This window comes from Aeromonas sp. S8(2024) (assembly GCF_041403085.1).
Taxonomy (GTDB): domain Bacteria; phylum Pseudomonadota; class Gammaproteobacteria; order Enterobacterales; family Aeromonadaceae; genus Aeromonas; species Aeromonas dhakensis.
In genome coordinates this window covers 261,239-287,129 of the sequence record NZ_JBGLRF010000004.1, presented here as the reverse complement: position 1 = coordinate 287,129, position 25,891 = coordinate 261,239, and the positions used below count along the sequence as shown (strand labels likewise).

General features: G+C 62.4%; 22 protein-coding genes. 13 read left to right on the top strand and 9 right to left on the bottom strand.

Annotation, left to right across the window (positions count from 1 at the left end):
- Positions 1 to 22: 22 nt before the first annotated feature.
- The 3 genes from ACB031_RS14230 to ACB031_RS14220 form a co-directional block, all read right to left on the bottom strand.
- Positions 23 to 523: a YfbU family protein gene (locus ACB031_RS14230; RefSeq protein ID WP_024942265.1), complete on the bottom strand. Its 501-nt coding sequence runs from the start codon at positions 521 to 523 to the stop codon at positions 23 to 25.
- 407 nt (positions 524 to 930) lie between these two features.
- Positions 931 to 1,395: a thioredoxin-dependent thiol peroxidase gene (gene bcp / locus ACB031_RS14225; RefSeq protein WP_005304326.1), complete on the bottom strand. Its 465-nt coding sequence runs from the start codon at positions 1,393 to 1,395 to the stop codon at positions 931 to 933.
- A gap of 20 nt (positions 1,396 to 1,415) precedes the next feature.
- Complete coding sequence (locus ACB031_RS14220) at positions 1,416 to 1,949, bottom strand: glycine cleavage system protein R (protein WP_005304323.1); 534 nt, start codon at positions 1,947 to 1,949, stop codon at positions 1,416 to 1,418.
- Between the two features lie 272 nt (positions 1,950 to 2,221).
- On the opposite strand from ACB031_RS14220, the gene dapA reads away from it, so the two are divergent.
- The 3 genes from dapA (at position 2,222) to ACB031_RS14205 (ending at position 5,395) form a co-directional block, all read left to right on the top strand.
- Positions 2,222 to 3,109 carry a 4-hydroxy-tetrahydrodipicolinate synthase gene (gene dapA / locus ACB031_RS14215; RefSeq protein ID WP_005304320.1) on the top strand — a complete coding sequence of 296 codons (888 nt, stop codon included), beginning with the start codon at positions 2,222 to 2,224 and terminating at the stop codon, positions 3,107 to 3,109.
- Positions 3,102 to 4,226, top strand: coding sequence for an outer membrane protein assembly factor BamC (gene bamC, locus ACB031_RS14210; RefSeq protein ID WP_017779109.1), 1,125 nt, complete (start codon positions 3,102 to 3,104; stop codon positions 4,224 to 4,226). Before dapA ends, bamC begins: the two co-directional genes overlap by 8 nt.
- Positions 4,227 to 4,291: 65 nt before the next feature.
- Positions 4,292 to 5,395, top strand: coding sequence for a phosphoribosylaminoimidazolesuccinocarboxamide synthase (locus ACB031_RS14205; protein ID WP_010634965.1), 1,104 nt, complete (start codon positions 4,292 to 4,294; stop codon positions 5,393 to 5,395).
- Positions 5,396 to 5,526: 131 nt separating this feature from the next.
- On the opposite strand, the gene ACB031_RS14200 is transcribed toward ACB031_RS14205, so the two are convergent.
- A complete protein-coding gene (locus tag ACB031_RS14200; RefSeq protein WP_042005875.1) occupies positions 5,527 to 6,129 on the bottom strand; it encodes a short chain dehydrogenase in 603 nt (200 codons plus the stop codon).
- A gap of 97 nt (positions 6,130 to 6,226) precedes the next feature.
- On the opposite strand from ACB031_RS14200, the gene ACB031_RS14195 reads away from it, so the two are divergent.
- From ACB031_RS14195 to ACB031_RS14180, 4 genes are all read left to right on the top strand, one after another.
- Positions 6,227 to 7,126, top strand: a complete 900-nt coding sequence (locus ACB031_RS14195; protein ID WP_017787661.1) for a LysR family transcriptional regulator — start codon at positions 6,227 to 6,229, stop codon at positions 7,124 to 7,126.
- 72 nt (positions 7,127 to 7,198) lie between these two features.
- Positions 7,199 to 7,855: a DUF2057 domain-containing protein gene (locus tag ACB031_RS14190; protein WP_043171985.1), complete on the top strand. Its 657-nt coding sequence runs from the start codon at positions 7,199 to 7,201 to the stop codon at positions 7,853 to 7,855.
- A 72-nt stretch (positions 7,856 to 7,927) separates the two neighbouring features.
- A complete protein-coding gene (locus ACB031_RS14185; protein WP_017763836.1) occupies positions 7,928 to 8,365 on the top strand; it encodes an HIT domain-containing protein in 438 nt (145 codons plus the stop codon).
- Between the two features lie 98 nt (positions 8,366 to 8,463).
- The gene (locus ACB031_RS14180) at positions 8,464 to 9,162 is read left to right on the top strand and encodes a DUF3334 family protein (protein ID WP_005304298.1); all 699 of its coding nucleotides are present in this window, start codon (positions 8,464 to 8,466) and stop codon (positions 9,160 to 9,162) included.
- 67 nt (positions 9,163 to 9,229) lie between these two features.
- Here ACB031_RS14180 and ACB031_RS14175 read toward each other — a convergent pair whose 3' ends face one another.
- Positions 9,230 to 10,228: a DUF2860 family protein gene (locus ACB031_RS14175; RefSeq protein WP_042005870.1), complete on the bottom strand. Its 999-nt coding sequence runs from the start codon at positions 10,226 to 10,228 to the stop codon at positions 9,230 to 9,232.
- Positions 10,229 to 10,435: 207 nt separating this feature from the next.
- Here ACB031_RS14175 and arcB point away from each other — a divergent pair, with 207 nt between their 5' ends.
- The 6 genes from arcB to ACB031_RS14145 all read left to right on the top strand — a co-directional run bounded on the left by arcB (position 10,436) and on the right by ACB031_RS14145 (position 22,311).
- Positions 10,436 to 12,748: an aerobic respiration two-component sensor histidine kinase ArcB gene (arcB, locus tag ACB031_RS14170; protein ID WP_005304292.1), complete on the top strand. Its 2,313-nt coding sequence runs from the start codon at positions 10,436 to 10,438 to the stop codon at positions 12,746 to 12,748.
- A gap of 28 nt (positions 12,749 to 12,776) precedes the next feature.
- Complete coding sequence (gene dgt / locus ACB031_RS14165) at positions 12,777 to 14,153, top strand: dGTPase (RefSeq protein ID WP_319906729.1); 1,377 nt, start codon at positions 12,777 to 12,779, stop codon at positions 14,151 to 14,153.
- Between the two features lie 321 nt (positions 14,154 to 14,474).
- Positions 14,475 to 14,678 (top strand): hypothetical protein, encoded by a 204-nt coding sequence (locus tag ACB031_RS14160; RefSeq protein WP_005304283.1) that lies wholly within the window; start codon positions 14,475 to 14,477, stop codon positions 14,676 to 14,678.
- 148 nt (positions 14,679 to 14,826) lie between these two features.
- Positions 14,827 to 19,104, top strand: a complete 4,278-nt coding sequence (locus ACB031_RS14155) for a transporter substrate-binding domain-containing protein (RefSeq protein ID WP_371139806.1) — start codon at positions 14,827 to 14,829, stop codon at positions 19,102 to 19,104.
- Positions 19,085 to 20,296 carry an EAL domain-containing protein gene (locus tag ACB031_RS14150; RefSeq protein WP_017763841.1) on the top strand — a complete coding sequence of 404 codons (1,212 nt, stop codon included), beginning with the start codon at positions 19,085 to 19,087 and terminating at the stop codon, positions 20,294 to 20,296. Before ACB031_RS14155 ends, ACB031_RS14150 begins: the two co-directional genes overlap by 20 nt.
- Before the next feature lie 38 nt (positions 20,297 to 20,334).
- Positions 20,335 to 22,311, top strand: a complete 1,977-nt coding sequence (locus ACB031_RS14145; protein WP_371139805.1) for a methyl-accepting chemotaxis protein — start codon at positions 20,335 to 20,337, stop codon at positions 22,309 to 22,311.
- A gap of 95 nt (positions 22,312 to 22,406) precedes the next feature.
- Here ACB031_RS14145 and rfaH read toward each other — a convergent pair whose 3' ends face one another.
- From rfaH to metN, 4 genes are all read right to left on the bottom strand, one after another.
- Positions 22,407 to 22,907, bottom strand: a complete 501-nt coding sequence (rfaH, locus tag ACB031_RS14140) for a transcription/translation regulatory transformer protein RfaH (protein WP_019840631.1) — start codon at positions 22,905 to 22,907, stop codon at positions 22,407 to 22,409.
- 96 nt (positions 22,908 to 23,003) lie between these two features.
- The gene (gene metQ / locus ACB031_RS14135; protein ID WP_005304269.1) at positions 23,004 to 23,804 is read right to left on the bottom strand and encodes a methionine ABC transporter substrate-binding lipoprotein MetQ; all 801 of its coding nucleotides are present in this window, start codon (positions 23,802 to 23,804) and stop codon (positions 23,004 to 23,006) included.
- A gap of 25 nt (positions 23,805 to 23,829) precedes the next feature.
- Positions 23,830 to 24,483 (bottom strand): methionine ABC transporter permease, encoded by a 654-nt coding sequence (locus tag ACB031_RS14130; RefSeq protein ID WP_011704854.1) that lies wholly within the window; start codon positions 24,481 to 24,483, stop codon positions 23,830 to 23,832.
- Complete coding sequence (gene metN / locus ACB031_RS14125) at positions 24,464 to 25,507, bottom strand: methionine ABC transporter ATP-binding protein MetN (RefSeq protein ID WP_371139804.1); 1,044 nt, start codon at positions 25,505 to 25,507, stop codon at positions 24,464 to 24,466. The genes ACB031_RS14130 and metN overlap by 20 nt, the downstream gene beginning before the upstream one ends.
- Positions 25,508 to 25,891: the final 384 nt, after the last annotated feature.

The following is a 25,891-nucleotide window of genomic DNA, read 5'->3' as shown; positions in this document are numbered from 1 at the left end:
CGCCTTTTTCATGGCTGCCGGATCAGGCCGCCAATACCTTGCGGATCTCCTGGATGGAGAGCTTGTACTGGCGCGGGCACTGGCGCCAGACCGCCAGCATGCGCTGGTACTTGTCACGCATGGCGATGTCGCTGGAGAGCTCGTCGCAGGGGCATTTGAGTTCGGGGAAGCGCTTGTCCACCTCCAGCAGGAAGCAGACGTAATCGGCCAGCTCTCGCTCCTGGCTGCGGCTGTAGCCGTTGAACTCCAGCCGGCTGGCATTGATCTCGCCCTGATCGGCTGCGTCCAGGTTGCCCCAGGAGATGGCCAGCGCATGGTGCAACTCCAGGGTGTCGATCACCTCCTGGCAGGTGGCCAGTTCCAGATGACCGAAGCTCTTCTCCAGTTCGAGGATCTGCAGGCAGTAGCCGCGCTCGATAATGGTGCTGGCCCGTTGGTAAAACGCCGCCTTCTCCGGATTGAGTTTGGCCAGGATCTCGTACTGGTTGCTCAGGATCAGACGTTCGGTGTGGCTCATGTTCATGGGCTTTTCTCACTGGAAAATGAAACTGGGGTCACGTTAACCCATATATAGGATGAATTTTTTGATCTGGCAGGGGAGGTTGGCGAGATTGCGGGGCGCTAAATCAACGCAGGCGTGGGCTGGTTAATTAAATGTAACGGCCGGCACCTTGCTTTCTGGCCCGTTGGCGCAACAATAAGGGCGTCATTTGGCTTGTGCCGAAAGATCCGTCACCAAGGCATCCCGTTATGGATGCACACTGCCCCGCCATGGAAAACAACAAGGCTGCCGCCCCTCATCCGGGCAGGTGACCGAATGGGGGAGATCGCGTGTCCCCCGTCTGCAATGCGGAAGGGCTGAGACATGCGAATAAAAAAGGGCCTGCGCTTGCAGGCCCTTTCCATATCAGCAGTACCGGTATCTGTGGTTCAGCCCTTGAGCAGATCGAGCACCACCTGATGGTGATCGCTGGTCTTGAACTTGTCGAAGCGGTGGGCAATCTTGCCCTCTTCGTCGATGAGGAAGCTGAGCCGATGGATACCGTCATACTCCTTGCCCATGAACTTCTTCGGGCCCCAGACGCCAAACGCATCGGCCACCGCATGATCTTCATCGGCCAGCAGGCGGAAGTTCAGGTTGTCGCGCTCCTCGAATTTTTTCAGCCGCTTGGCGCTATCCGGGCTGATGCCGAGCACCACCACATTGAGGGCGGCCAGTTCGGCGTTGACGTCGCGCAGACCGCAGGCCTGGGTGGTGCAGCCCGGGGTCATCGCCTTGGGGTAGAAATAGACGAGCACTTTCTTGCCGCGCAGGTCGGCCAGGCGCACCTGGTTGCCGTCCTGGTCGGAGAGGGAAAAGTCGGGGGCCAGGCTGCCAGCGGATAAAGGTTGCATGGGATCTCCTTGATGAGCCGTCAGGCGTGTTTGTTGTTGACGATGAATTCGAACGATTCTGCGCCCAGTTCACGACAGAATCCGGCGAAGGCCGCCTGCGAGCCGGCCGCCTCTCCCTGCTTGGCCAGATTGAGCTGAAAGCTGGCCTTGAGCAGGTTGAACGGCTGCTGCTCCAGGGTGATGGTCTGCATGGCCTGGATGTCCCAGCCGTGATCGCTGAAGAACTGGGTGCACTGGCTTACGATGCCCGGTTGGTCCCGGATCAGGATCTCGGCGTTGGCGCTGATGTCGTATTGCAGCGACTGGTGGCGCTCGGTGCGTTTCATCATGGTGATGAGGTCCCACTCCTGACTGCGCAGGGGCAGGCTTATCTCGAGCTGCATCAGGCTGTTCCAGTCACCGGACAGCAGCATGATGAAGGTGAATTCATTGCCGAAGATGCCAAGACGGCTGTCGACAATGTTGCAGCCACAACCACTGACGTGGCGGGTGACCTCATTGACGATGCCAGGCCTGTCCGTGCCGATGGCCGTTACGACCAGGTAATGAGTCATAAATCTTCTCTCGTCCATTAGCGGGTGGCGAATGCGGGCGGCGGGCACGTCGACCGAAGGGATCTGGCCCGCGCGGCCGCGTGGCGACCCTGCTGAGAATCTCGTTGTGGCAAGCGTCCTGCCGGGTGGTGGCGGCCCGGTGCCGGCGCCAGTTTCCGGCGCTTGCGCACGGCTGTTTGTGCCGGATGGTAACACGGCTTGGCCGTGGCCTCCCTTGTTTTTCCAAGGGGGCAGCTTTACCATAACGCCCCTGAAAATCGGGAGAAATATCCATGTTGCGCGGTAGTATTGTTGCCCTCGTTACCCCCATGCTGGCTTCAGGTGAAGTCGATTGGGCCAGTCTTGCCAATCTGGTCGAGTATCATGTCAGCGCCGGAACCAGCGCCATCGTCGCGGTGGGGACCACGGGGGAGTCGGTGACCCTGAGCGAGCAGGAGCACATTGCCGTCGTGGAGAAAACCGTGGCCCTGGCCGCCGGACGCATCCCGGTCATCGCCGGCTGCGGCTCCAACAATACCGCCCATGCCGTCGCCCTGGCCAAACGCTTCGCCGAAACCGGTGTGGTAGCGGGTCTCTCGGTCACACCCTATTACAACAAACCCACCCAGGAAGGTCTCTATCGTCACTATTGTGCGATCGCCGAGGCTAGTGGTCTGCCCCAAATTCTTTATAATGTGCCCGGTCGTACCGGTTGCGATCTCAAACCGGAAACGGTAGCCAGACTGGCCAGGGTGCCCGGAATCATAGGCCTGAAAGAGGCCACCGGGGATCTGAGCCGTACGCCGCTGCTGCGTGAGCTGTGTGGTGCGCAATTCGCACTTTATAGTGGCGATGATGCCAGTGGATGTGATTTTATGCTGCAAGGCGGTGACGGTGTCATTTCGGTCACCACCAATATTGCAGCGGCCCAGATGGCCGACATGTGTCGTGCTGCGCTGGCCGGCGATGCCGGGCGGGCGCATGACATCAACAATCGATTGATGCCGTTGCATCAGACTCTGTTCTGCGAACCGAGCCCCATCCCGGTGAAATGGGCCTGCGCCCAGCTGGGATTGATTGCGACGGCCACCTTGCGTCTGCCGCTCACCGACCTCACTGCCGAGGGCGAGCGGGCGATGGCGCGAGCACTGACGACTGCGGAGTTGATGGCGAGTGTTTAAAGCAAATGGAAAGGGAAATGCAGTGCGCCTGGTGCTGAGCGTGGCGACCGTTGCCGTGCTGGCAGCCTGTAGCTCACCCCAGGAACGCAAGATGGCCAACCGTGGTTTCGAGTACGAGGATGCCCGCCTTGAAGGCCGTGCTTTCCTGGTGCCGGCCGGGTTGAGTACCCCCGCCTTTAACAGCAGTTTCGACATTCCGCCCCTGCCAGAGAGCAGCCGTGACGGCGCCCTGGGGGCCAAGGTGGATGTGCGTCCGCCCGCCCAGCTGCTGACCGTGGTACCGGGCAGCCAGGTGGTAACCAATGCCGGTGAACCCACCATGGCCTTCTACGCTCTCAGCACCTCCCAGAGCGTGGAGCGCGATACCTGGGCCTTCCTGATGAACTTCCTCGCCCAGTACAAGGTCACCACCGAGAAGCTGGACCAGCAGGCCGGCGTACTGCAGACCGGCTGGTTTGACAATACCAAGGCGCTCGACGGCTGGAGCGAAGAGGACGACGACTTCGTCATTCGCCAGCGCTACCAGTTCACCCTGCGCAACGATCCCCAGCGCCACGCCGTCAACATGTCGGTCCGGGTACTGGATCATGAAGAGACCATCGATGGCGAGACCAGCAAGGAGCTGACCCCGGCGGATGCCCAGCGCTACGCGACCCGGGCCCTCAACCAGTTCTCGCTCTACTACGACAAGCAGCTCAAGTCCCGCGAGCAGCACAAGGCCAACGATGGCATGGGGCTGGAGCTGGGTCTGGACAACAACGAGCTGAGCGCCTGGATCGTCGATGGCTCGTTTGACCAGGTGTGGCGTCGTCTCAATCAGGTGCTGCCGGCCTACGGCTTCACCATCAAGGATACCCAGCAGTCGCTGGGCTGGATCGACGTGGAGTACGACGAGCCGGGCAGCGAGTTCTGGAAGGCCAAGGGCAGCGAGCCGTTCAAGCTGGACGAAGACAAGTATCGCTTCCAGCTTGGCGAGATGGCGGGGGGCAAGACCTCCATCACCCTGTTCGACAAGGACAAGAAGCCCGTGTCGTCCGGTGTCATCTCCCAGATGTACATCAGCCTGTCCGAGGCGTTCGCCAAGGGCCTGGCTGACCAAGCTGCAAAAACAGAATAGAAACAGGGGCCTTGTGCCCCTGTTTTGTTATGTTAACCCCCCACAAACAGGAAGTGTTATTAGCCATGAGTCTTGCAGACCAAGTATTGGCGGTGAACGATGATTTGCCGATCCGTACCGATAAACCCGTCCATTCCGGTAAAGTGCGCAGCGTCTACTGGCTGACCGCCGCAGACAGTGCCCGCCTCATCCGCGAGAAGGGTTACGACGTGCCGGCGGATGCGCCGCTCGCCATCATGGTGATCAGCGACCGGATCTCGGCCTTCGACTGCATCTGGCAGGGCGTGGACGGGCTCAACGGCGTGCCGGGCAAAGGGGCTGCGCTCAACGCCATCTCCAGCCACTGGTTCAAGCTGTTCAAGGAGAAGGGACTGGCCGACAGCCATATCCTGGACATCCCCCATCCCTTCGTCTGGATCGTGCAAAAAGCCCGCCCCGTGATGATCGAGGCGATCGCCCGCCAGTACATCACCGGCTCCATGTGGCGTGCCTACAAGGATGGCGAGCGCGAGTTCTGCGGCATCACCCTGCCGGAAGGACTGAAAAAGGATCAGAAGCTGCCGGAGATCCTCATCACCCCCTCCACCAAGGGCGTGCTGAAAGGGTTGGACGGCGTGCCGGAAGCCGACGACGTCAACGTCTCCCGTGCCGACATCGAGCGCCACTACCAGGGTTTCAACTTCAGCAAGCCGGCCGACATCGACCGCTACGAAGTGCTGCTCAAAGAGGGCTTCAACGTCATCAGCGACGCGCTGGCCGAGCTGGATCAGGTCTTCGTCGACACCAAGTTCGAGTTTGGCTACGTCCAGGATGCCGCCGGCAACGAAAAACTCATCTACATGGATGAAGTGGGCACCCCTGACAGCTCCCGCATCTGGGATGGCGCAGCCCTGCGCGACGGCCAGATCGTCGAGAAGTCGAAAGAGGGTTTCCGCCAGTGGCTGCTCAATCACTTCCCGGATCCGGACATCCTGCTCAACAAGCACCGCATGCCGGAGCGCTTCGCCCTGGCCCGCGACAACAAGTTGCCGACCGAGGTGATGATGGACATCTCCAACACCTACGTGGGGATTGCCGAGAAGATCATCGGTCAGCCGCTGGTTCGCAGTGCCAATCCGAAGCAGGAGATCATCGAGGTGCTGCGCGAGCAGTACGGGCTGATCGACTGAGGCGTACCGCCTTTTTTACTGCCGTAAAAACAAACGTTTGCCATCTGCCGGTACGGCAGCGGTCACGGAACGGGTCCCATCACGGGGCCCGTTTTTCTTGCCGTGTCGGGCTGGTCACAACGGGGGCGTGATCAGCCGTTGACCCTGAACACCTGGCCGGTCTGCACCCCCAGTACCGATTTCTGGTAGGCCTGCACCACCCTGGCGGCGGGCACGGGGACGAAGCCCGGGAAGAAGTCAGCGTATTTATCCATCGACTCCTCCAGCACGGTCGGGCTCACCACGTTGATGCGCAGGCCCCGTGGCAGCTCGCAGGCGGCCGCCTTGACGAAGTGCTCGACGGCGCCGTTGATGGTGGTGACGCTGGCGCCCCAGTTGATGGGCTCTTCGCTCAAAATGCCGCTGATCAGGGTGATGGAGCCCTTGTCGTTGAGGTGGGGGATGGCGGCGCGGGTCAGGTTGATCTGGCCCATCAGCTTGCTCTGGATCCCCAGCTGCCACTCTTCATCAGTCATCTCGGTCAGGGCGTTGAACGCGGCGCTGCCGCTGGCCACCACCAGCGCATCGAACTGCCCCAGCTTGGCAAACAGCCCCCTGATGGAGGCGGGATCGCGCATGTCGACCCTGGCATCCCCTTGGCTGTGGCTGACCCGGATCACCTGATGATCCTTGGCAAGCAAGTCGCTGACGGCAGAACCTATGGTGCCGGAGGCACCCACAATCACAATCTTCATCTCAGTCACTCTTGGTTGGGATGTGTTGATTCTAGCGCGCTAAAAAAGGGGAAAAAGCGCGTAAAATAAACACATTGTTTCCAAATTGGAGCTAATGATGGATATCGCCCATCTGGCCAGTTTTTACGAAGTGGTACAAAGGGGCAGTTTCTCCGCCGCCGCCGACGCGCTGGGGGTAAGCAAGGGGATGCTGAGCCGTCATGTCAGTGCGCTGGAGTCCTCCCTCAACGCCCAGTTGCTGCAACGCACCACCCGCCGGCTCAGCCTGACCGAGGCGGGCTCGACCCTCTACCTGCAGGCGGGGGAGATCTTCGCGCTGGCCCGTCAGGCGGAGCAGGATATCCAGGCCCTGACCGAGGAGGATGGCGGCCGGCTGCGCTTCACCTGCCCGATCAGCGCCGGCGATCGCATGGTGAGCGAGCTGCTGGCTCGCTTTGCCGAGCTCTGCCCCGGGGTTGCGGTCGAGCTCAACTTCACCAATCAGATGGTCGACATGAGCCAGGGTGAGCACGACATTGCCCTGCGCGCCATGAGCGAAGTGCCCGACAACCTGGTGGCCATGCCGCTGGGCCGGCTCAGGGATGTGGTGGTGGCGAGCCCCACACTGGTGGCATGGGAGGGCAAGCCGGCCACCCCTTATGAGCTCAGCGGGCGTGCCTGCCTGCTCATGGGGAGCAACCCGGCCTGGGAGCAGTGGCACTTCAGCCGGGAGGGGGAGGAGGCGCACATCCTGGTGCAAGGCAAGGTGCGGGCCAATCACTACAGCACGGCGCTGCAGCTGGCCCGGGCGGGGTTGGGCTATGCCAAGTGTCCGCTGGTTGCGGTGGATGCCCTGCTGGCGGCAGGGGAGCTGGTGACCGTGCTCGACGGCTGGCACAGCGGTCTGCACCCGCTTCATATCCTTCATGCCCAGCAGCGGCGGGTGCCGCGCAAGATCCGGCTGTTCAAGCAGGTGCTGGCCCAGTGGTTTGCCGAGCGGCCCCACTACCTGCTCTGAACTGCCGTTATTTTTCTGTCATCTTCGGCTGCTAGCCTGCGCCCATCAACGCGATCAGGAAGATGAACGAAGATGAAGGGTTGTCGATATCGAAATGGTGTGTCGCTGCTGTGCGCCGCACTGGGCATGAACATGATGCTGGGCACAGGCTCGGCGCATGCTGCGGTTGAGGTGACGGTGCCGGCGGATTTCCAGATCCTGGCGGTGAGCGCTGGCACCCTGCACGACGAGCAGCACGCCACCCTGCCGGATGGCGAGCAGCAGCTGCTGGTGCGTTATGAAGGGGTGATCCCGAGTCGCAGCAGCAGCGAGAATGACCGCCAGCTGCGCTCCGCGCCTCAGGTGCTGCGCTATCAGGCCAGCCAGCAACAATTACAGCTGGTCGCCAACTTGCCGAGTGATGAGCGGGGCATGGCGCAGTATGCCAAGTCTCCCGTCATGGGGCTGCAGGCCGACGGCAAGGTGATGGCGAGCGAGCAGGATGCGCTGGTGACCAGCGGCATGCTGATCGGCATGGACTGGCGCGCCAAGCTGGCCGAATACAACCAGCGCGGTGGCAAGGCGGCGCTGACGGCGGCTTCTGTTTCTGCACTTCCTGCGGCCGTGGTCGCCAGCGAGATTGCGCCGGTAGCGGCCAGCGAGCTGGAGGGGCAGTTGCAGCAACTCTTCCTCAAGGCGGATCCGGCCCTTCGCAAGCGCTTTGTCAGCTGGGCCGTGCCGCGGCTTTAAGTTTGCCGTCCGTTGCAGTAACGTGGGGGCTCTCATCGTGTCTAGCGCCCATCTTATTGCAACGAGGTCTTCATGTTTGAATTGCACAGTCGCCTGCAGGCGGATACCCGCCTGCTCGGCGATCTGCCTCTCTGCCGCGTCCTGCTGGCCAAGGACAGCCAGTATCCCTGGCTCATCCTGGTGCCGAGAGTGGCCAATCTGCGGGAAATCCACCACCTGGCGCCGGCCCAGCAACAGCAGCTGATGCAGGAGTCCTGCGCGGTGGCGACCCTGATGGAGCAGGCGCTGCGCCCGGACAAGATCAACGTGGCGGCGCTCGGCAACCTGGTGCCCCAGCTGCATCTGCACCACGTGGCCCGTTTCAGTACCGACAAGGCCTGGCCCGGTCCCATCTGGGGGGCTCATCCCTCCTTGCCCTATGATGAATCGACCCTGCAGCGGGAAGCCGCCGGCTGGCGACGCAAGCTGGCCAATCTGGCCGGATTCACTCCCCTTGAAACTGACAGTTGAATCAAGTGAGAGGCGGCTCGCTATTTCGACGCCCGGGCCGCGCTATCTGTTAGAGTTATGGTATAGATAAGCCCATTTTCGATGTTCAGGAAGGTCCCATGATAGTGACAAGAGCCGACGATGATACCGTATTGACCACAGAGGACGTGCTGTTGAGCCTGTGCCATTCGGTGACGGATGTATTGAGTGCGGCAACCCAGAGTCAGGTGCGTTTCTCCGGCATGGTGCAGCGGATCAGCAAGACCTGCCTCAAGCCGGATATCGGCTGCTTCGTGCTGTTTGACGGCGGCTTCTCCGGCCTGGTGGTGATCAACTTCTCCGCCTCCGCCGCCATGGAGTTGTACGAGAGCTATATGCTCAGCATGGGGCTCTCCAAGGAAGATCTCGCCATCTCCCACACCTCGGACGAGGTGAGCAACGTCATGGGCGAGCTGATGAACCAGATCGTCGGCAGCTTCACCGTCAAGGTGGGCCGGGATCTGCAGACCCACATCACCCAGAACCAGCCCAAGATGCTGGCCCTCAACAAGCAGGTGATGCTGAGCGTCGATACCAACCTCGACAGCCCGGAGTCGCGCCGGGTCACCTTCTTCACCGCCCGCAACAACATCTTCTATCTGGAGCTGGCGATGGACAAGACCGAGTTCATCCGCATCCACAACGACGGCATGGATCAGGAAGAGCTGGATCCGGATGCCCTGATCGCCCAGACCAAGCGCGAGGCTGCCCAGCCGGCTCCGGCCGCCGTCCCGGTGGCCAACGATCACGACGATCTGCTGGACTCCCTCGGGATCTGATTTTCCCGCCGTCCGCAATGCACGAGGCCACCCATGGGGTGGCCTCGTTTGTTGGTGCTGCTCGCCGCTAGAAGTTGTAGAGCAGACCCGTGCTGAAACGGGTGGACTGGCTGTCGTAGAAGTCGATGTCCGAGTCGGCATTGGAGTAGGCTGCGGTGAAGGTGGCGGCCAGGGCCTTGACGCCAAACAGGTTGTGCCAGAAGAAGGTGCCGTTGACGGCAAATTCGTCCGCGTCGGCATGCTGGCCGAAGATGGGGTTCGCCTCGTCGTACTTGCGCTTGCCGGTGTAGAGGTTGCTGACGAAGGACCACTGGGGGCCGCGCTTGGCGTAGGTTAGCTTCAGGCCGGTGTTCTTGAAGCTCTCGGCGCTGCCGTCCAGGCGAGCCTCCTTGTAGAGGATGGCCGGCTCCAGCAGCTGGTTGCCGTTGAAATGGAACTGGTAGGAGAGCTCCATGTCGTGCACCTTGCCGTTGCGATACAGCATGCCAGCGTAGTGGGTGCCGTGGCTCTGATCATACTGCTGGCCACTGCGCTCCTCGTCCATGTCCACCTCCCGGGTGGTCAGGTTGCCGTAGAAGTTGCTGCCCCAGATCTTGTCCCAGGCGAAACGGGCTCCTTTTGACTTCAGGTCGGTCGAGCTGCGGTCCACGCCGGTGGCGAAGGGATCGCTCCACAGCTCCACCGGCATGACGTTGAACACCAGCGAGGTGGCAACTATACCCTTGTCGCCCATCTCCTGGCGCAGGCCGAGCTGCTGGGTGAAGTCGAAACGCACCGCATCCTGGATCAGGTTGCCGAGGAAGATCTGGGTGCGGGTATCGGCGAAGGTATAGCGGATGTCGGCGTTGAGCAGCGGCGTCAGGCCGCTCTCGCTGTCGGGCGAGCCGAGATCATTGATACGGCTGTGGTTGTCATCGCCCGCGTAGAAGTTGGACTGGTAGCTGACGGCGTTGACCCCGCCCAGCAGAAAGCCGGACCAGCCGGACTGCTTGGGGATCTCGCCCAGGTCGGCGTGGGCGGCATTGGCTGCCAGCAGGCCAAGACTCAGCAGGGTGAGATTGCGCATCGATGAGACTCCTGAATTATCAGTTGGTTGAATTGAACGGCCTGGCATTATAGCCAGCCAGGCTTAATCCGGGCTGACCGAATTGACTCCGGCATGCTACCCCAGCGGGTGGAGGAGGTTAATCGATAATTTATCGTGCGACGGCAGAAGAGTTCGGCGCGTCGTGCTGGTATTCTGTTCGGCGAATATCGGGGAGAAAACAATAAGATGAAACAAATAAAATCCTGGGCGCAATATTACGTCGACTTGATGACCAAGCTGGGGCTGGTGCGATTCAGCATGTTCCTGGCCACCGGCATCATAGTGCTGGCCGTCTCCATCCAGATGGGGGTCACCCTGTTTCTGCGCGGCACAGTGGACATCGTCGACCTGGTGCGCTCGGTCTTCTTCGGCCTGCTGGTCACCCCCTGGGCCGTCTATTTTCTCTCCATCGTGGTGGATCAGCTGGAGGATTCCCGCCAGCGGCTGACCCGCATGGTGCGCAAGCTGCAGGACATGCGCGAGCGGGATCTCGAGCTCAACAGCCAGCTGCAGGAGAACATCAGCCGCCTCAACGCCCAGATCGCCGAGACCAACCGGGCCGAGACCCTGCGTCAGCAGGCCATCGAGGATCTGGAGAACGAGGTGTTCCAGCGCGAGAAGGCCCAGCTGCATCTGGGTGAGCGCACCGCCCTGCTGCGCTCCTTCATCGACTGCTCCCCCGATCTGGTCTACTACCGCAACGAAGACGAGCAGTTCTCCGGCTGCAACCGCGCCATGGAGGAGCTGACCGGCAAGGTGGAGGCCGAACTCATCGGGCTGACTCCGTTCGACGTCTACAAGCACGACATCGCCAGCAAGGTGGTGGAGACCGACAAGCAGGTCTTCGCCAGCAATGAGCCGCTCACCTATGAGCAGTGGCTGGAGTACCCAGATGGCCGCAAGGCCTACTTCGAGCTGCGCAAGGTGCCCTTTTTCGACCGCTTCGGCAAGCGGCTCGGCCTGCTTGGCTTTGGCCGCGACATCACCGAGCGCAAGCAGTACCAGGACAAGCTGGAGAAGGCGAGCCGCGACAAGACCACCTTCATCTCCACCATCAGCCACGAGCTGCGCACCCCGCTCAACGGCATCGTCGGCCTGAGCCGGATGCTGATGGATACGCCGCTCGATCCCAAACGGCATCAGCAGCTCAAGACCATTCACCTGAGCGCGGTGACGCTCGGCAACATCTTCAATGACATCATCGATCTGGACAAACTGGATCGGCGCCGGTTGGAGATTGCGCCGACCCGCATCGATCTGCCCGCCTTCCTCGACGAGCTGGAGACGCTGTCGCGCATCCAGGCGGAGCAGAAGGGGCTCTATCTGCACTTCGATCGGGATGGCGAGGTGCCGCAGTTCGTGATGGCGGACGGCACCCGGCTGCGCCAGGTGCTGTGGAACCTGGTGGGCAATGCGGTGAAGTTCACCGACGAAGGCGGGGTGACGGTTCGCTGCCTCGCCCATGCCGCCGACGCGCCGGGCAAGCTGGCGCTGCACTTCGAGGTGGAGGATACCGGCATCGGCATTCCGCGAGCCCAGCAGGAGAAGATCTTCGCCATGTACTATCAGGTACAGGGCAAGAAGCACGCCACCGGCACTGGCATCGGGCTGGCGGTTTCCCGCCAGCTGGTGCAGGCGATGGGTGGCCAGCTCTACGTGGACAGCGATCCGGGCGAGGGTTCCTGCTTCACCGCCGAGCTGGAGGTGGAGTGTATCGAAGGAGAGGTTGCCGCCCTCGAGCCCGAGATGCCGTCCCTCGACATCCTGCTGGTGGAGGACGTCGAGCTCAACGTGACCGTGGCCTGCGCCCTGCTGAGCAAGCTTGGCCATCAGGTCAAGGTGGCGCGCGATGGCGCCCAGGCGCTGGCCATGGCCAACCCGGATGATTTTGACTTGATCCTGCTCGACATCCAGTTGCCGGACATGACGGGGTTCGATGTGGCGGAACAACTGCTCGCCCGCTACGGCGAAAGTTTGCCGCCCATGGTGGCACTCACCGCCAACGCCACCGGCGATCGCCAGTACTACCGGGATCACGGCATGCAGGATGTGATCAACAAGCCGCTCGGCTCGAAGGCGGTGCGGGAGGTGATTGGCCACCTGTTTGCCGATCTGGCCGGGGACGAGGCGGACGAGCAGGCCGACACCGTCAGCCAGGATGCGCTGCTGGACCTGCCCTTCCTCACCGATTATGCCGATACCGTGGGCAAGCCGGTGCTGCTCTCCAGCGTCGATCTGTTCGAGAAGATGATGCCCGACTACATGGCGGTGCTCGACTCCAACATGATTGCCCGGGATCAGGCCGGCGTGGTGGAGGAGGCGCACAAGATCAAGGGGGCGGCGGGCTCCATCGGCCTGCGCCGGCTGCAGCAGACGGCCCAGCTGATCCAGAGCCCGGATCATCCTGCCTGGTGGGAGAACGTGGAAGACTGGATTGAGACGCTGCGCCGGGAGTACCCGGGCGATATCGCCCGCCTGCGGCGCTGGTTGCTCTCATAAACGCGCTGCGCTGGCAAGGAGCTGCAACATGTATAGCCGTTTGATTACCCCCGAGCGGATCCACCCCTGGGGTGACGAAGAATTGCTGGAGGCGACCGAGCAGGATCGCGCCCGTATCGTGCAGGCGGCGCCGGTGCGCCGGCTGCAACAGAAGACCCAGGTCTTCCCGCTCGACGTGAAAGCCTCGGTGCGCAGCCGACTGACCCACTCGCTGGAAGTACAGGAGACCGGTCGCCAGATCAGCCGCCGCGTTCTGGCGGCCCTGCCGGCAGGCGCTGTGTGCGAGGGGGCCTTCGTCAATCTGGTGGAGATGTCCTGCCTGTTGCACGACGTCGGCAACCCGCCGTTCGGCCACTTTGGCGAGCAGGTGATGAGCCAGTGGCTGGCGCAGGAGTTGGACGGCCTGTTTGCCGCTGCGCTGGGCAAGGCGCCCAGCCCGCAGTGGGCCGAGCTTCGCCAGGATCTGCTGGTGTTTGACGGCAATGCCCAGAGCCTGCGGCTGGTACACAGCCTGCACGAGTTGAATCTGACCCTGGGGCAACTGGCGGCACTGTGCAAATATCCGCAGCAACCGCCAGCGGGCCGGCAGGCAACCCCCTACTATGGCCAGCATCACGGCTGGAGCAGCAAGCGCGGCATCTTCTTCAGCGAACAACCCCTCTACAGCGCCCTCGGCCAGAGCCTGGGGCTGGCCGCCGGCTGTCGTCACCCGCTGGTCTACATCATGGAAGCGGCGGACGACATCTCCTACTGCATCGCGGATCTGGAGGATGCGGTGGATCGGCGCATCCTCGGCCTCGGCGAGCTGCTGCTGGCGCTGCGGGAGGCGGATGGCGGTGACTACATGGCGGCGTTGCTGAGTGCGGCCGTCGACTCGGATCGCGGCTTCTTTCCCCATTTCCGCCAACAGCTGACCCGGGATCTGGTGGCGCTGGCCGCCAGCACCTATGTGAGCGAGCACGCCCAGATCCTGAGCGGCGCCTATCCTCAGGCCCTGCTGCACGGCCAGGCGCCGGCGGCGCGGGTGCTCGACATCCTCAAGCGGGTCGCTCGCGAGCTGGTGTTCATGCGTCCCGAGGTGGAGGCGCTGGAGCTGGAGGGCTACGCCGCCCTGCGCGGCGTGCTCTCCACCTACGCCTGCCTGCTGGCCCTGCCGGCCAGCCAGTTTGAGCGCCTGCTGGCGGGGCAGGGGGGCAGCGAGCTGTTCTTTGCCCGCCGGCTTTACCATCGCTTGTCGGCCCGCCATCTCAAGGCCTATCGACTGGCTGTGGCCAGCCGGGATCCTCGTTTTGGCGAGGAAGCCGAGCAGGAGTGGTATTACCGGGTGCGGCTGCTGCTCGACTACGTGAGCGGCATGACGGACACCTATGCGCTGGAGGAGTTTCGGCTGCTGTCCGGGATCTGAGCGAGATGGCGTCAGGCTCTCTGTTCCGGATGAGTATTGATAGATGGCTCACCTCCCCATATGGGGGGTAAGGTTCTTGTATAAAATTCGGTCTTTTTTTAGACTGTGGCAACTTGTTCAACTTTCACACGGTAAGGAGACGGATATGCAACATTCAATGCTAAACGTTGCGTTCGACCGCTGCATCAGCAGCGCGAAGACTCGTGCTCTTTTTCTGCCGCGTGGAGGAAACAGGTAACACCTGCTTTTTCATCACCCGCGGTTGTCCCGCAGGGTGATCTCTTCTCTCCGGGGGAACCGCACGTTCAACTGGAGAATATTATGTCTATCGAACTGACCCTGCTGCGCACCGTCGAAACTCTGGTCCAGAAACGGATCACCCGGCTGGAACGCCGCACCCGTTATCTGCACCTGTCGCCCGCCCTGCTCAAAGACATAGGTCTGGAAGGGCAAAATGTGCAGATCGCCCACATCCGTGAGCAGGAGTATCAAACCGGCTTCCGACTCGGGAATCGAATAACCTGATGATATGGGGCCTGGCCCCCTTCTTGCATAAAAATGGCAGGCATTAGCCTGCCATTTTTCGTATCCGCACGAGTTCTGTTACGAATTTTTATTCGCACATTTTGCCAAAATCCCTATGATCGCTCTCCGATCTGTTCAGGAGTCATCCATGCTGCGCCTCTGTTATCGCGCCATTCTGTTGTGCTGGTTTGCTTGCTGGAGCCATGTGGCTACGGCAGAAACCTCTCTGGACAAGGATCAGCTGGGACTGACGGAACGGCTGTGGCTCGCCTCGCGCAATGACCTGGTAGTGGGCATGCCCTCGATGGCCTGGCCCCCCTACATCTATACCAATGGCCGGGGCGGCTTCAACGGTCCGCTCGACGACTTTGCCAACCAGATTGCCGGCAGGCTGGGGCTGACCGTGCGCTACAAGACCTATCCCTACTATGCCGATGCCCAGCAGGCGCTGCTCGATGGGGAGGTGGACATGCTGATCGGCGTGACGCCCAGTCAGTCGCGTCAGGAGAAGATGCGCTTTACCTCGGACCTGATGACCCTGCCGCGCGCCGTCCTGCTGACGCGGGAGGAGGGGGAGCCGACCCTGGCCGCGGCACGCCAGTTGCGCTGGGTGTGCGAGCACGGCTTCAGTTCCTGCGAGGAGCTGACCCAGCTCGGGATGACCCAGCTGACCGAGGCGGACAGCAGCGACGAAGCCGTCTTCATGGTCAAGAAGGGGCTGGCGGATGCTTATCTCTCCGATCTGCCCTCGCTGATGCGACTGCAGCGCCTGCAGCCGCAGACCGGGCTCAGGGTGATTACCCCGGAGTGGGTGACGGATACCTCGCTGGCCATGGCGGTGAGGCTGGACAATCAGGGGCTGCGCGATCTGCTGGAGCTGGCCCTCAACGATATGTCGCTGGATGAGCGCCGCCGCATTCTGGAGACCGGCGGTATCGTCGACTATGAGCTGGCCAACGGCCCTCGCCAGATAGTGTTCAACCAGAGCGAACTGGACTGGCTAGCCCGCCACCCGACCCTGCGTTTCGGGGTGGCACCGGACTGGCCGGCGGTGAGCGAGATCGATGGCAATGGCCAGCTCAAGGGCTTCATCGCCGACCTGCTCAAGCTGGTGAGCCTGCGATCCGGCCTGCACTTCAGCCTGGTACCCACCAGCAGCTGGGCCGAAACCCAGAACCTGCTGCAGGCGCGCAAGCTGGATTTCATTCCGGCCATCACCCCGACTGCCGAGCGGCGCCAGTACGCCCTGTTTACCCCCGACTACGCCTTCATCCACCGGGTGATTGCCGCCAGGCAGGGGAGTGAAGAGCTGGCCAGTCTCAACGAGCTCAAGGGGCGCCGGGTGGGGATCGTCGGCGGCTCGGTGGAGGAGCTGGTGCTCAAGGAGGTAGGCGCCAGCCCTGTGGCGGTGAGCAGCGATACCAAGCTGCTGCCCCTGCTGGACGGACACCAGGTCGACTATGTGCTGATGAGCATGACCACCCTGGAGCAGGCACTGCAGAAAGGGTTTAACAACCGCTACCAGGTGGTGTTTTCCGGCAACGAGCTGAGGGTGCCGGTCGCCATGGCGGTGCATCAACAGGATCCCATGTTGCAGCAGATCCTGACCAAGGTGCTGCTCTCCATCCGGCCGGAAGAGATGACCAAGCTGGAGCACAAGTGGCTGACTCTGACCATCCAGACCGGCATCAATCCGACCACGGTGGCGCTCTGGTCCGCCTTAGGGCTGGGGGCCTTCCTGCTCTGCGTGCTGCTGTTCATGGGCTGGAACCGGACCCTGCGTCGCCAGATAGTGCAGCGCCAGCTGGCCGAGCACAAATTGAACGAGCAGCTGACGTTTGTGCAGACCCTGCTCAACTCCCTGCCCAACATGGTGGTGCTGCGGGATCGCGAGCAGCGCATCACCCTGTGCAACCGGGCCTATCGGGATGCCTTCATCGGCGACCCGATGAAGGAGGGGGGCGACGATCTGGACCGCATGCCGGCCAGAGAGCGGGCTCGGGTACTGAAAGAAGAGCAGGAGGTGTGGCAGAGCGGCGCACAACTGGAGGGGGCGGGCAACAGCCGCCGCCAGGATGGCGCCATGTTCCACGTCATCTATACCAAGCGCCCCTACACCTCCCCGGATGGAGACATGCTCGGTGTCTTGACCGTGCTGACCGACGTGACCCGCATCAAGGAGGCCGAGGCGCGGGCCCGCAAGGCGGAGACCCGCCTCACCCAGATCACCGACAGCATGCCAGGCATCGTCTATCAGTACCTCTGGATCGGACCCGGCAAGGGACGCTTCCTCTATGCCTCGCAGGGGGCGAGCGAGATCCTGGGGGCCAGCCGGCAGGAGATGCTGTCGGCCGAGTCGGGGGGGGAGGTGTTCGGCTTTACCGAGGAGGCGCTGCAGGACTTCGTCAGCAAGGTGGCCAACCATGCTCAGACCTTGGCCCCTCTCGATCTCGAGGTAAAGGTGGAGCGGCCTGGGGGGGCGCGCTACCTGCAGGTGCGCGGCAGTTTCGTGCCGCAGGAGGAGGGGCACCTGATCCTCAACGGGGTGATCCAGGACATCACGGCCCTCAAGCGCCAGGAGCACGAGCTGAGGGAGGCGCGGGCCTATGCCGAGCAGGCGATGCAGGTGCGCAGCCGCTTCCTCGCCACCATGAGCCACGAGCTCAGAACCCCCATCTCCGGCATGCATGGCATGCTGGAGCTGCTGCAGATGAGCGAGCTGAACGAGGATCAGCGTTACCTGCTGCGCAACGTGGTGACCTCCACCAACAACCTGCTCTATCTGGTCAACGATGTGCTCGACTTCTCCAAGATAGAGGCGGGCCAGCTGCAGCTCCATTATCAGGAGTGCCGGCTTGCCTCCGTCATCTGTGACGTGATCCGCGGCCATGCCACCCTGGCCCATGGTAAGGGGCTCAGAGTGACGCTGGACTGGGGCACCGAGGTGCCGGATCAGGCCCGCATCGATGCGGTGCGGGTGGGTCAGGTGCTCTCCAACCTGCTCAACAATGCGGTCAAGTTCACCGAGCGGGGCGAGATCCGCATCCAGGTGGGTCTGCAGGCCGAGCGACTGGCCATCACGGTCAGCGACACCGGCATCGGTATCGCCGAAGAGAAGCAGGATCGCCTGTTCACCCCGTTCGAGCAGGTGGAGTCCGACATAACCCGACGTTTCGGCGGCACCGGGCTGGGGCTGGCCATCTGCCACCAGCTGGCCCAGAAGATGGGGGGCACGCTGACGCTCGAGAGCAAACCGGGGCACGGCACCCGGCTCACCTTCGAGTTCCCGCTGAGCGAGTGTCAGTGGGATGCCCCGCCGCTGGCCGGCCAGGAGTGGTGGCTGTTTGGCGAAGATGTTGCCTTGCAGAGCGCCATGCAGCGGCTGGGGGCCAGGCTGCATCGTCTGGATCCACAGCAGTGGCAGCAGCCCCTCAACGGCCTGTTGCTGGCGGAGGAGAGCTGGCTCGAGCAGGCGCTCGGCAGCGACTGGCTGGGCCATTTGCAGCGATCGACCCTCAAGGGCATAGTGCTCTCCCCGCAGGAGGCCCTGCGCGGTCGCATGGGGTCGAGTGCCTGGTGGCGGCTGGGGCAATCGCCGCTCTATCCCGACCTGTTGCTGGAGACTTGCCATCAGTTATTGGGGGAGGCGGCGATCAGCCCGGTGGAAGCCAATGCGCCCAAGCTGCAGGGGCGGGTGCTGGTGGCCGATGATCACCCCATCAACCGCGCCCTGCTGGCCCGCCAGCTGGCCATTCTCGGCGTGGATGCCGAGGTGGTGGATGACGGCGACAAGGCCTTGCGCACCTGGCAGGGGCAGGGATTCGCCCTGCTGCTGACCGACTGCCACATGCCGGCGATGGATGGTTACAGCCTGACCCGGGCGCTGCGGGAGCAGGGGGTATCGGCCCCTGTCATCGGGGTGACGGCCGACACCTCCGAAGAGGCCGGCCTGCAGATGCAGGAGGCGGGCATGAACGACATGTTGTTCAAACCCTATACCCTGGATACGCTGCGGCAGGTGCTGATGCGCTGGCTGCCGGTGAGCAGCCAGGCGCAGGAACCCAGCCTGGCCCCTGCCCCTGCCAGCGAGCAGGGGGAGCGCTGGCTCTCGCTGTTTGGCGATGAGGCGGTGGCGCGCAGCATGGCGCGGGAATACCTGGATTCCAATCGCCAGGACGGAGATGACATGATGCAGGCACTGGCCAGGCAGGATACCTATGCCCTGGTGGAGACGGCGCATCGGATCAAGGGGGCTGCCCGCATGGTGGGGCAGCAGGCATTGGCGGAGGAGGCGGCCCGGCTCGAAGCGGCGGCCCGCCTCAAGCAGCTGGACGAGCTCAGCGAACTGAGCCAGACGGTGCTGGCGCTGATGAAGGCTATTACAGGTGAAATTGGATTATGGCTCGATGAACAAGACACAGCATGAGTTGGTGATCATGGTGGTGGAAGATCACGCCTTCCAGCGCAAGGCGTTGATGCACCAGATCCGCGGGCTCGGTTACGCTTCCCTGCTGGAGGCGCAGGACGGGGTGGAGGCGTTGGCCATGTGCCAGCGTCATCAGGTCGACATCCTGTTTTGCGATCTGCGCATGCCGGGCATGGATGGCATGGCGCTGTTGCGCCGCCTCTCCCTCGGCGGCTTTCGCGGCGGCATCATTCTCTCCAGCGCGCTGGAGGATGATGTGGTCGAGGCCGTGCTGCGCATGAGCGCCGCCTATGGCTTGCAGGTGTTGGGGCGCATCGAGAAGCCCTCCAGCCAGCAGCAGATCAGCCAGCTGATCGGGGCCTGGCGCCCGCAGCAGGAGCGAGCCCAGGAGGAAGATGGCCACCGTCTGACCCTGGATGAGCTGAGCCTGGCGTTGGAGCAGGATCAGCTGCTGCCCTGGTATCAGCCCAAGGTGAGTTTCGGCTCCGGCCAGTGGGTCGGCATGGAGGCGCTGGCCCGCTGGCAACATCCGGAGTACGGCCTCATCTCGCCGGCTCGCTTCATTCCGCTGGCGGAGCACAATGGCCTCATCGATCGGCTGACCGAGGTGATCATCAGCAAGTCGTTGCGGGATGGCCACCTGTGGGAGCAGACCGGGCTATCCCTCAACCTCTCGATGAACCTCTCCACCACCTCGCTGATCGAGGGGGATCTGTGCAACACCCTGATCAACCAGTGCCAGCGCTGGAGCATCAATCCCGAGCTCATCACCCTGGAGGTGACCGAGAGCGCGTTCGTGCAGGATCTGGGCAAGTCGCTGGAGGTGCTGACGCGCCTGCGCATGCACGGTTTCGGCCTCTCCATCGATGACTTCGGTACCGGCTACTCCTCCATGCAGCAGCTGGCCCTGCTGCCCTTCACCGAACTCAAGCTGGATCGCTCTTTCGTGGATCACTGCTTTGAGGACCCCTCTCGCTTGGCCATAATAGAGTCAAGCATCGAGCTGGCCCGCAAACTGGGGCTCAAGTCCGTCGCCGAAGGGGTGGAGGATGAACTCACCTGGCGGCTGCTGGCGCGGCTGGGGTGTGACGTGTGCCAGGGCTTCTTCTCTGCCCGGCCCATGCCGCGTGAGGAGTTGATGGGATGGCACGACTCCTGGCGTGAACGGCTACCGGCGCTGCTCGGGGAGTGAATATCGGGCAGGATGCCCGCAAAGAAACAAGGACGTTCATGAAAATTTCAAGCAAGTTGCTGCTTAGCTTTTGTTTTATCAATCTGCTGGTGATCCTCTCTTCCAGCCTGGTCTACCACCAGCTCGGCCGCATCGGACAGGCCGGCAGCGCTCTGATGGAGCAGGCCCTGCCCGCCCTGCAACGGGATGAGGCCAGCCAGAAGGCGCTGGTGGCGACCATCTCCTCCCTGCGGGCCTATCTCATCTTGGGCAAGGATCCGGCGCAGGCCGACCGCCTCAAACAGGAGTGGGAGGGGGCCTGGCAGGTGATCGAACACCAGCAGTTCACCGCCGAGCTTGCTCGCTCGCTCAAGGCCTTCAAGACCAGCCAGCAGAAGGTGTGGGACATAGCCCAGACCGACGAGAATCTGCCCGCCCATACCCTGATGTTGCAGGAGGCGGGGCCGTTGGCAGAATCGGCCCTCGATCAGCTGCAGTCCTTTGCCAACGAAGAGGTAGCCACCCCGCAGGATCATCTGCCCGGCGATCGCCGCCTGCTGCTCAAGCAGGTGGGGGATGCCTACAACGGCCTCTCCAATGCCCTCTCCGCCCTGCGTGACTTCCTCATCTCGGGGGATCCGGACTATCGCACCAAATACCAGGACTATTACCAGTTCCACCAGCAGCGGGTGGCCGAGCTGAAACAGCAAGAGGCCAACTTTACCGAGGCGCAGAAAGGGATCTGGTCGCTGTTCGAGGAGATGTCGTCCCCCTTTGCCGAGCTGGTGGGCCAGGTGATCGAGAAGCGTCAGGCCCCGGACTGGGATCAGGCCAATTACCTGATGGCGACCGAGATTGAGCCCGCCCTCGGCCAACTGGCGACCCAGCTGGCCGGCCAGGTGACCGAGACCCGTGCCGAGGTACAGAGCATGGGCCAGAAGATGACCAGCGCCGGTCAGGCCATCAATCGCACCCTGCTGCTGGCCACCCTGACCGTGATCGTGCTGGGTACCCTGGTGGCGCTGCTGTTCAGCCGGCGCCTGACCCGGGACATCGCCAGCCTGGTGCTGCGGGCCGATCAGGTGGCCAATGGTCGGTTGCCGGCCCGTCCCCTGCCGGTGCAGAGCCAGGATGAGCTGGGCGGGCTGACGGGCTCCATCAACCAGATGTCCGGCCAGCTGCGCCAGCTGGTGGGGGAGATCCAGGGGGCGGTGGGGCAGGTAGACGGGGCCTGCGGTGAGGTGAGCAGCACCACCCGCGCCATCGTCACCGATCTGGCGAGCCAGAATCAGCGGGTCGATACGGTGGCGGCAGCCATCGAGCAGATGTCGGTTAGCACCCGGGATGTGGCGGGCAATATCGCCGAAGCGGCGCGGGCCGCCCAGCAGGCCGAACAACAGACCCGCCAGGGGGGCCACGAGCTGGCCCGCATGACGGCCACCATGCAGCAGATTGCCGCCATGATTGCCCAGGCGAACGAGGCGATGGGCCAGCTCAGCAGCCAGAGCGAGCAGGTGGGACGCGTCACCGAGGTGATCGCCACCATCGCCGAGCAGACCAATCTGCTGGCGCTCAACGCCGCCATCGAGGCGGCGCGGGCCGGCGAGCAGGGACGCGGGTTTGCGGTGGTGGCCGACGAGGTGCGGCTGCTGGCGAGCCGCACCAGCCAGTCCACCGAGGAGATCAGCCAGACCATCGCCAGCATCCAGCAGCAGACCCGCCAGACCGTCAACACGGTCGGCAGCGGTACCAGGCTGGTGGAGGAGGGGCGCGGCGCCGTCGATTCGGTGACCGCGACCCTGGACGCCATGCTGCAGTTGGTGCAGGACTTGTCGGGTCAGCTGGGGGCCATCGCCACCGCGACCGAGCAGCAGTCGCGGGTGGCCCAGGAGGTGGCGGGCACGGTGGAGGAGATCGCCGGGCTCAGCCGGCAGTCGAGCCAGCGCAGCCAGCAGGGGGAGGAGATAGTGGCCAGGCTGGCGCAGGATACCGGCCGCTTGACGGCGGTGATCAGCCGCTTCGAACTGGATGCCTGAGGCGGACAAGGGTCATGAAAACGGGGCAGGCCGCTTGGCCTGCCCCGTTTCTTTTCAGCCTTGCTGGCAAGAGATGGTTGCTCTGGCCTGGCGGGTTAGTCCAGCCGACGGAAGGACTGGTTGTCGAAGCTGCTGCTGGTCTCCTGATTGAGCAGGCTCACCAGCAGGATCGCGCGTTTGTCTCCATCCGGCTCCAGATAGATGGCCTCGAAGCCGGCCAGCGGACCGGATTCTATCAATACCTTGTCGCCCTGGGTCGGCAGGTTGGCGTAGCTGGCGCGCGCCTCGTCGCTGTCGTCCCGGCTCATCAGCTGATAGACCAGCTGGCTGTTGATGGCGGTCCACTCCCGCCCGAAGTGGATGATGCGGCTGATGCCGCGGGTGGACTTCAGGGTGACCGGGGTGACCTCTTCCAGATCCACGTAGATGAACAGGTAGTTGGGGAACATGGGCTCCCGCACCGGGACTCGCTTGCCCCGCCGCAGTTTTTCAATTTCCACCATGGGATAGTAGGACTCGATCCCCTGGGCTTCGAGATGGGCGCGGGCGCGGGCCTCTTCTTTTGGCTTGCAGTAGGCCAGATACCATTTTTTCATGTGATGAATATGTTCGTGTTGCCGTGCTCGCCGATATGATAGCGGCAGCAATAAAAAAGGCCACGCATTGCGTGGCCTTTTTTGCCGAGTGAGTGATTACCAACCTTTCACCAGGCCGCCTTTGAACAGTTCCAGCCCTTTCTTGTAGACGTCGTCGGTCTGGAAGGCCTGTACGAACTGTTTGACCTTCTCGTCGTCCTTGTTGTTGTCGCGGGCGACGATCAGGTTGACGTAAGGGGACTCCTTGTCCTCAACAAACAGGCCGTTCTCGGTCGGGGTCAGGCCAATCTGACCGGCGAAGGTGTTGTTGATGATGGCCAAGTCCACGTCTTCCAGCGAGCGCGGCAGCTGGGCAGCTTCCAGCTCGACGATCTTGAAGTTGCGCGGGTTGCTGGCGATGTCCAGCACGGTCGCTTCCAGACCGGCACCCTCTTTGAGCTTCAGCAGACCCTGCTTCTCCAGCAGGATCAGGGAGCGGCCCAGGTTGGTCGGATCGTTCGGCACCGCGATCTGGGCGCCATCTTTCAGCTCGGAGAGGGCCTTGATCTTCTTGGAGTAACCGGCGATCGGGTAGACGAAGGTGTTGCCGACCGGCACCAGCTTGAAGCCGCGATCACGGATCTGGGCATCCAGATAGGGTTTGTGCTGGAAGGCGTTGACGTCAACGCTGCCATCGTTCAGGGCCACGTTCGGGGTGACGTAGTCGGAGAAGTTGACCACCTCGACGGTCAGGCCGTATTTCTCCTTGGCCACTTTGGCGGCCACTTCAACCAGTTCGGTCTCGGGGCCGGCGATGGCGCCCACCTTCAGGGTCTTGTTCTCTTCCTTTTGACCGCAACCGGCCAGTACCAGGGTAGCCAGCAGGGCAGCCGCAACGGATTTGATGCCAAATTTCATAAAACCTCCTGTCAGAAATCGACGATTAACGATGATCACATTTGTTGACCAGGCGCTCACCCGCGCTCTGGATGAGTTGAACCAGCACTACCAGGATCACGACGGTGACCAGCATGACGGTTGGGTCAAAGCGTTGATAGCCGTAGCGAATACCCACATCGCCCAGTCCACCGCCCCCGATGGCACCAGCCATGGCGGAGTAGTTCACCAGCGTGACGAGGGTGATGGTGACGCTGTTGAGGATGCCGGGCAGGGCCTCGGGCAGCAGCACCTTGGTGATGATTTGCAATGGCTTGGCGCCCATCGCCTTGGCCGCTTCCAGCAGGCCGTCCGGCACCTCCATCAGGGCCCCTTCCACCAGGCGGGCGATGAAGGGAATGCAACCGACGGTCAGCGGCACGATGGCGGCGATGGTGCCGATGCTGGTGCCGACGATCAGCCGGGTCAGCGGGATGATGGCGACCAGCAGGATGATGAAGGGCACCGAGCGACCCACGTTGACCACCATGCCCAGGGTACGGTTGAGCAGCGGGTTGGCCAGGATCTGACCAGCCTTGGTCACGTGCAGCGCCACGCCGAGCGGCAGACCGAGCAGGCAGCCAAACAGGGCGGAGGCAAACACCATGATGAGGGTGTCGCCCAGGGCCGTGAACAGCAGATTAATCATTGCTTCGGACATAACCCATTACCTCCAGCTGAATATGGTTGTCGATGAAGAACTGCTGGGTGGCCTCGCACTGGGCCTCATCCCCGAACAGTTCCGCCAGCAGGAAGCCGAACTTGACGCCGCCGGCGTACTCGATGTCGGCGCTCAGAATGCTGATGTCGATGTTGAAGCGGCGGCTCGCCTCCGAGATGAGCGGCGTGTCGACCGTGCTGCCGGTAAAGCCGAGTTTCACCAGCGGATAGCTGGCGGGTACTCGATTGCTACTCATCCGATCCTGATACTCCTGGGGCACTTCCAGGTGGATGGTGGAGTGGATGAAATCCCGCGCCAGCTGGGTCTTGGCATTGCTGAAGAACCAGGCCACTTCGCCCTGCTCGATCAGCCGGCCGTCACTGATGATGGCCACTTCGTCGCAGATCCCCTTCACCACGTCCATCTCGTGGGTGATGAGCAGTATGGTGAGACCCAGCTTGACGTTGATCTCCTTGAGCAGGGTCAGGATCGAGCGGGTGGTCTGCGGGTCGAGGGCCGAGGTGGCCTCGTCGCACAGCAGCACCTTGGGGGCCGGGGCCAGCGCCCGGGCGATGGCGACCCTCTGCTTCTGGCCGCCGGATAGCTCTGACGGATAGGCGTGGGCGCGGGCTTCCAGCCCGACCAGCACCAGCAGTTCGGTGACCCGGCTCTGGATCTTGTCCTTGCTCCAGCCCGCCAGCTCCAGCGGAAAGGCGATGTTGGCGGAGACGGTGCGGGAGGCCAGCAGGTTGAAGTGCTGGAAGATCATCCCGATCTGGCGGCGGGCCTGGGTCAGATCCCGCTCGCTCAGGGCGACCAGATCCTGGCCGTCGACGATGACCTGGCCATCCGTCGGGCGCTCCAGCAGGTTGACGCAGCGGATGAGGGTGCTCTTGCCGGCACCGGAGGCACCGATCACCCCGAAAATTTTTCCTTGCGGCACATGCAGGCTGACATCACGCAGGGCGTGCACGGCATCACTGCCTTTACCGTAGACTTTGTTGAGACCGATCAACTTAATCATGGATTCTTCCGTGCTAACAGCCTTAAAGCACAGGGCGCTACAGGCGGGTGAATTGGGCAGAGGTTTCACTGGGTTGCTCTGTCATCATGGAGGATGATGCTAAGATGTCTGGATGGCCATGTCAATGCGCGTTTATACATCTAGACGTCTAAAAAAGTGCTAAGGATTGTCACTTGCTGACTAAGGCCGACGGTGATCCGGTTCGCATCAATATTGTATTTGGCAGTGTAGTAGGATTGCCGAATATCAGATGGAAAATACACCATTATCACTTCCTTTATTAGTCGTGAGACGGATTCAGCTGCTCATCCTTTTACTCCCCCGGGTTGGCACAAATCATTCCATTTTGTATCGATCGCTGCTTTCTTGGCCGGCTTCTTGATG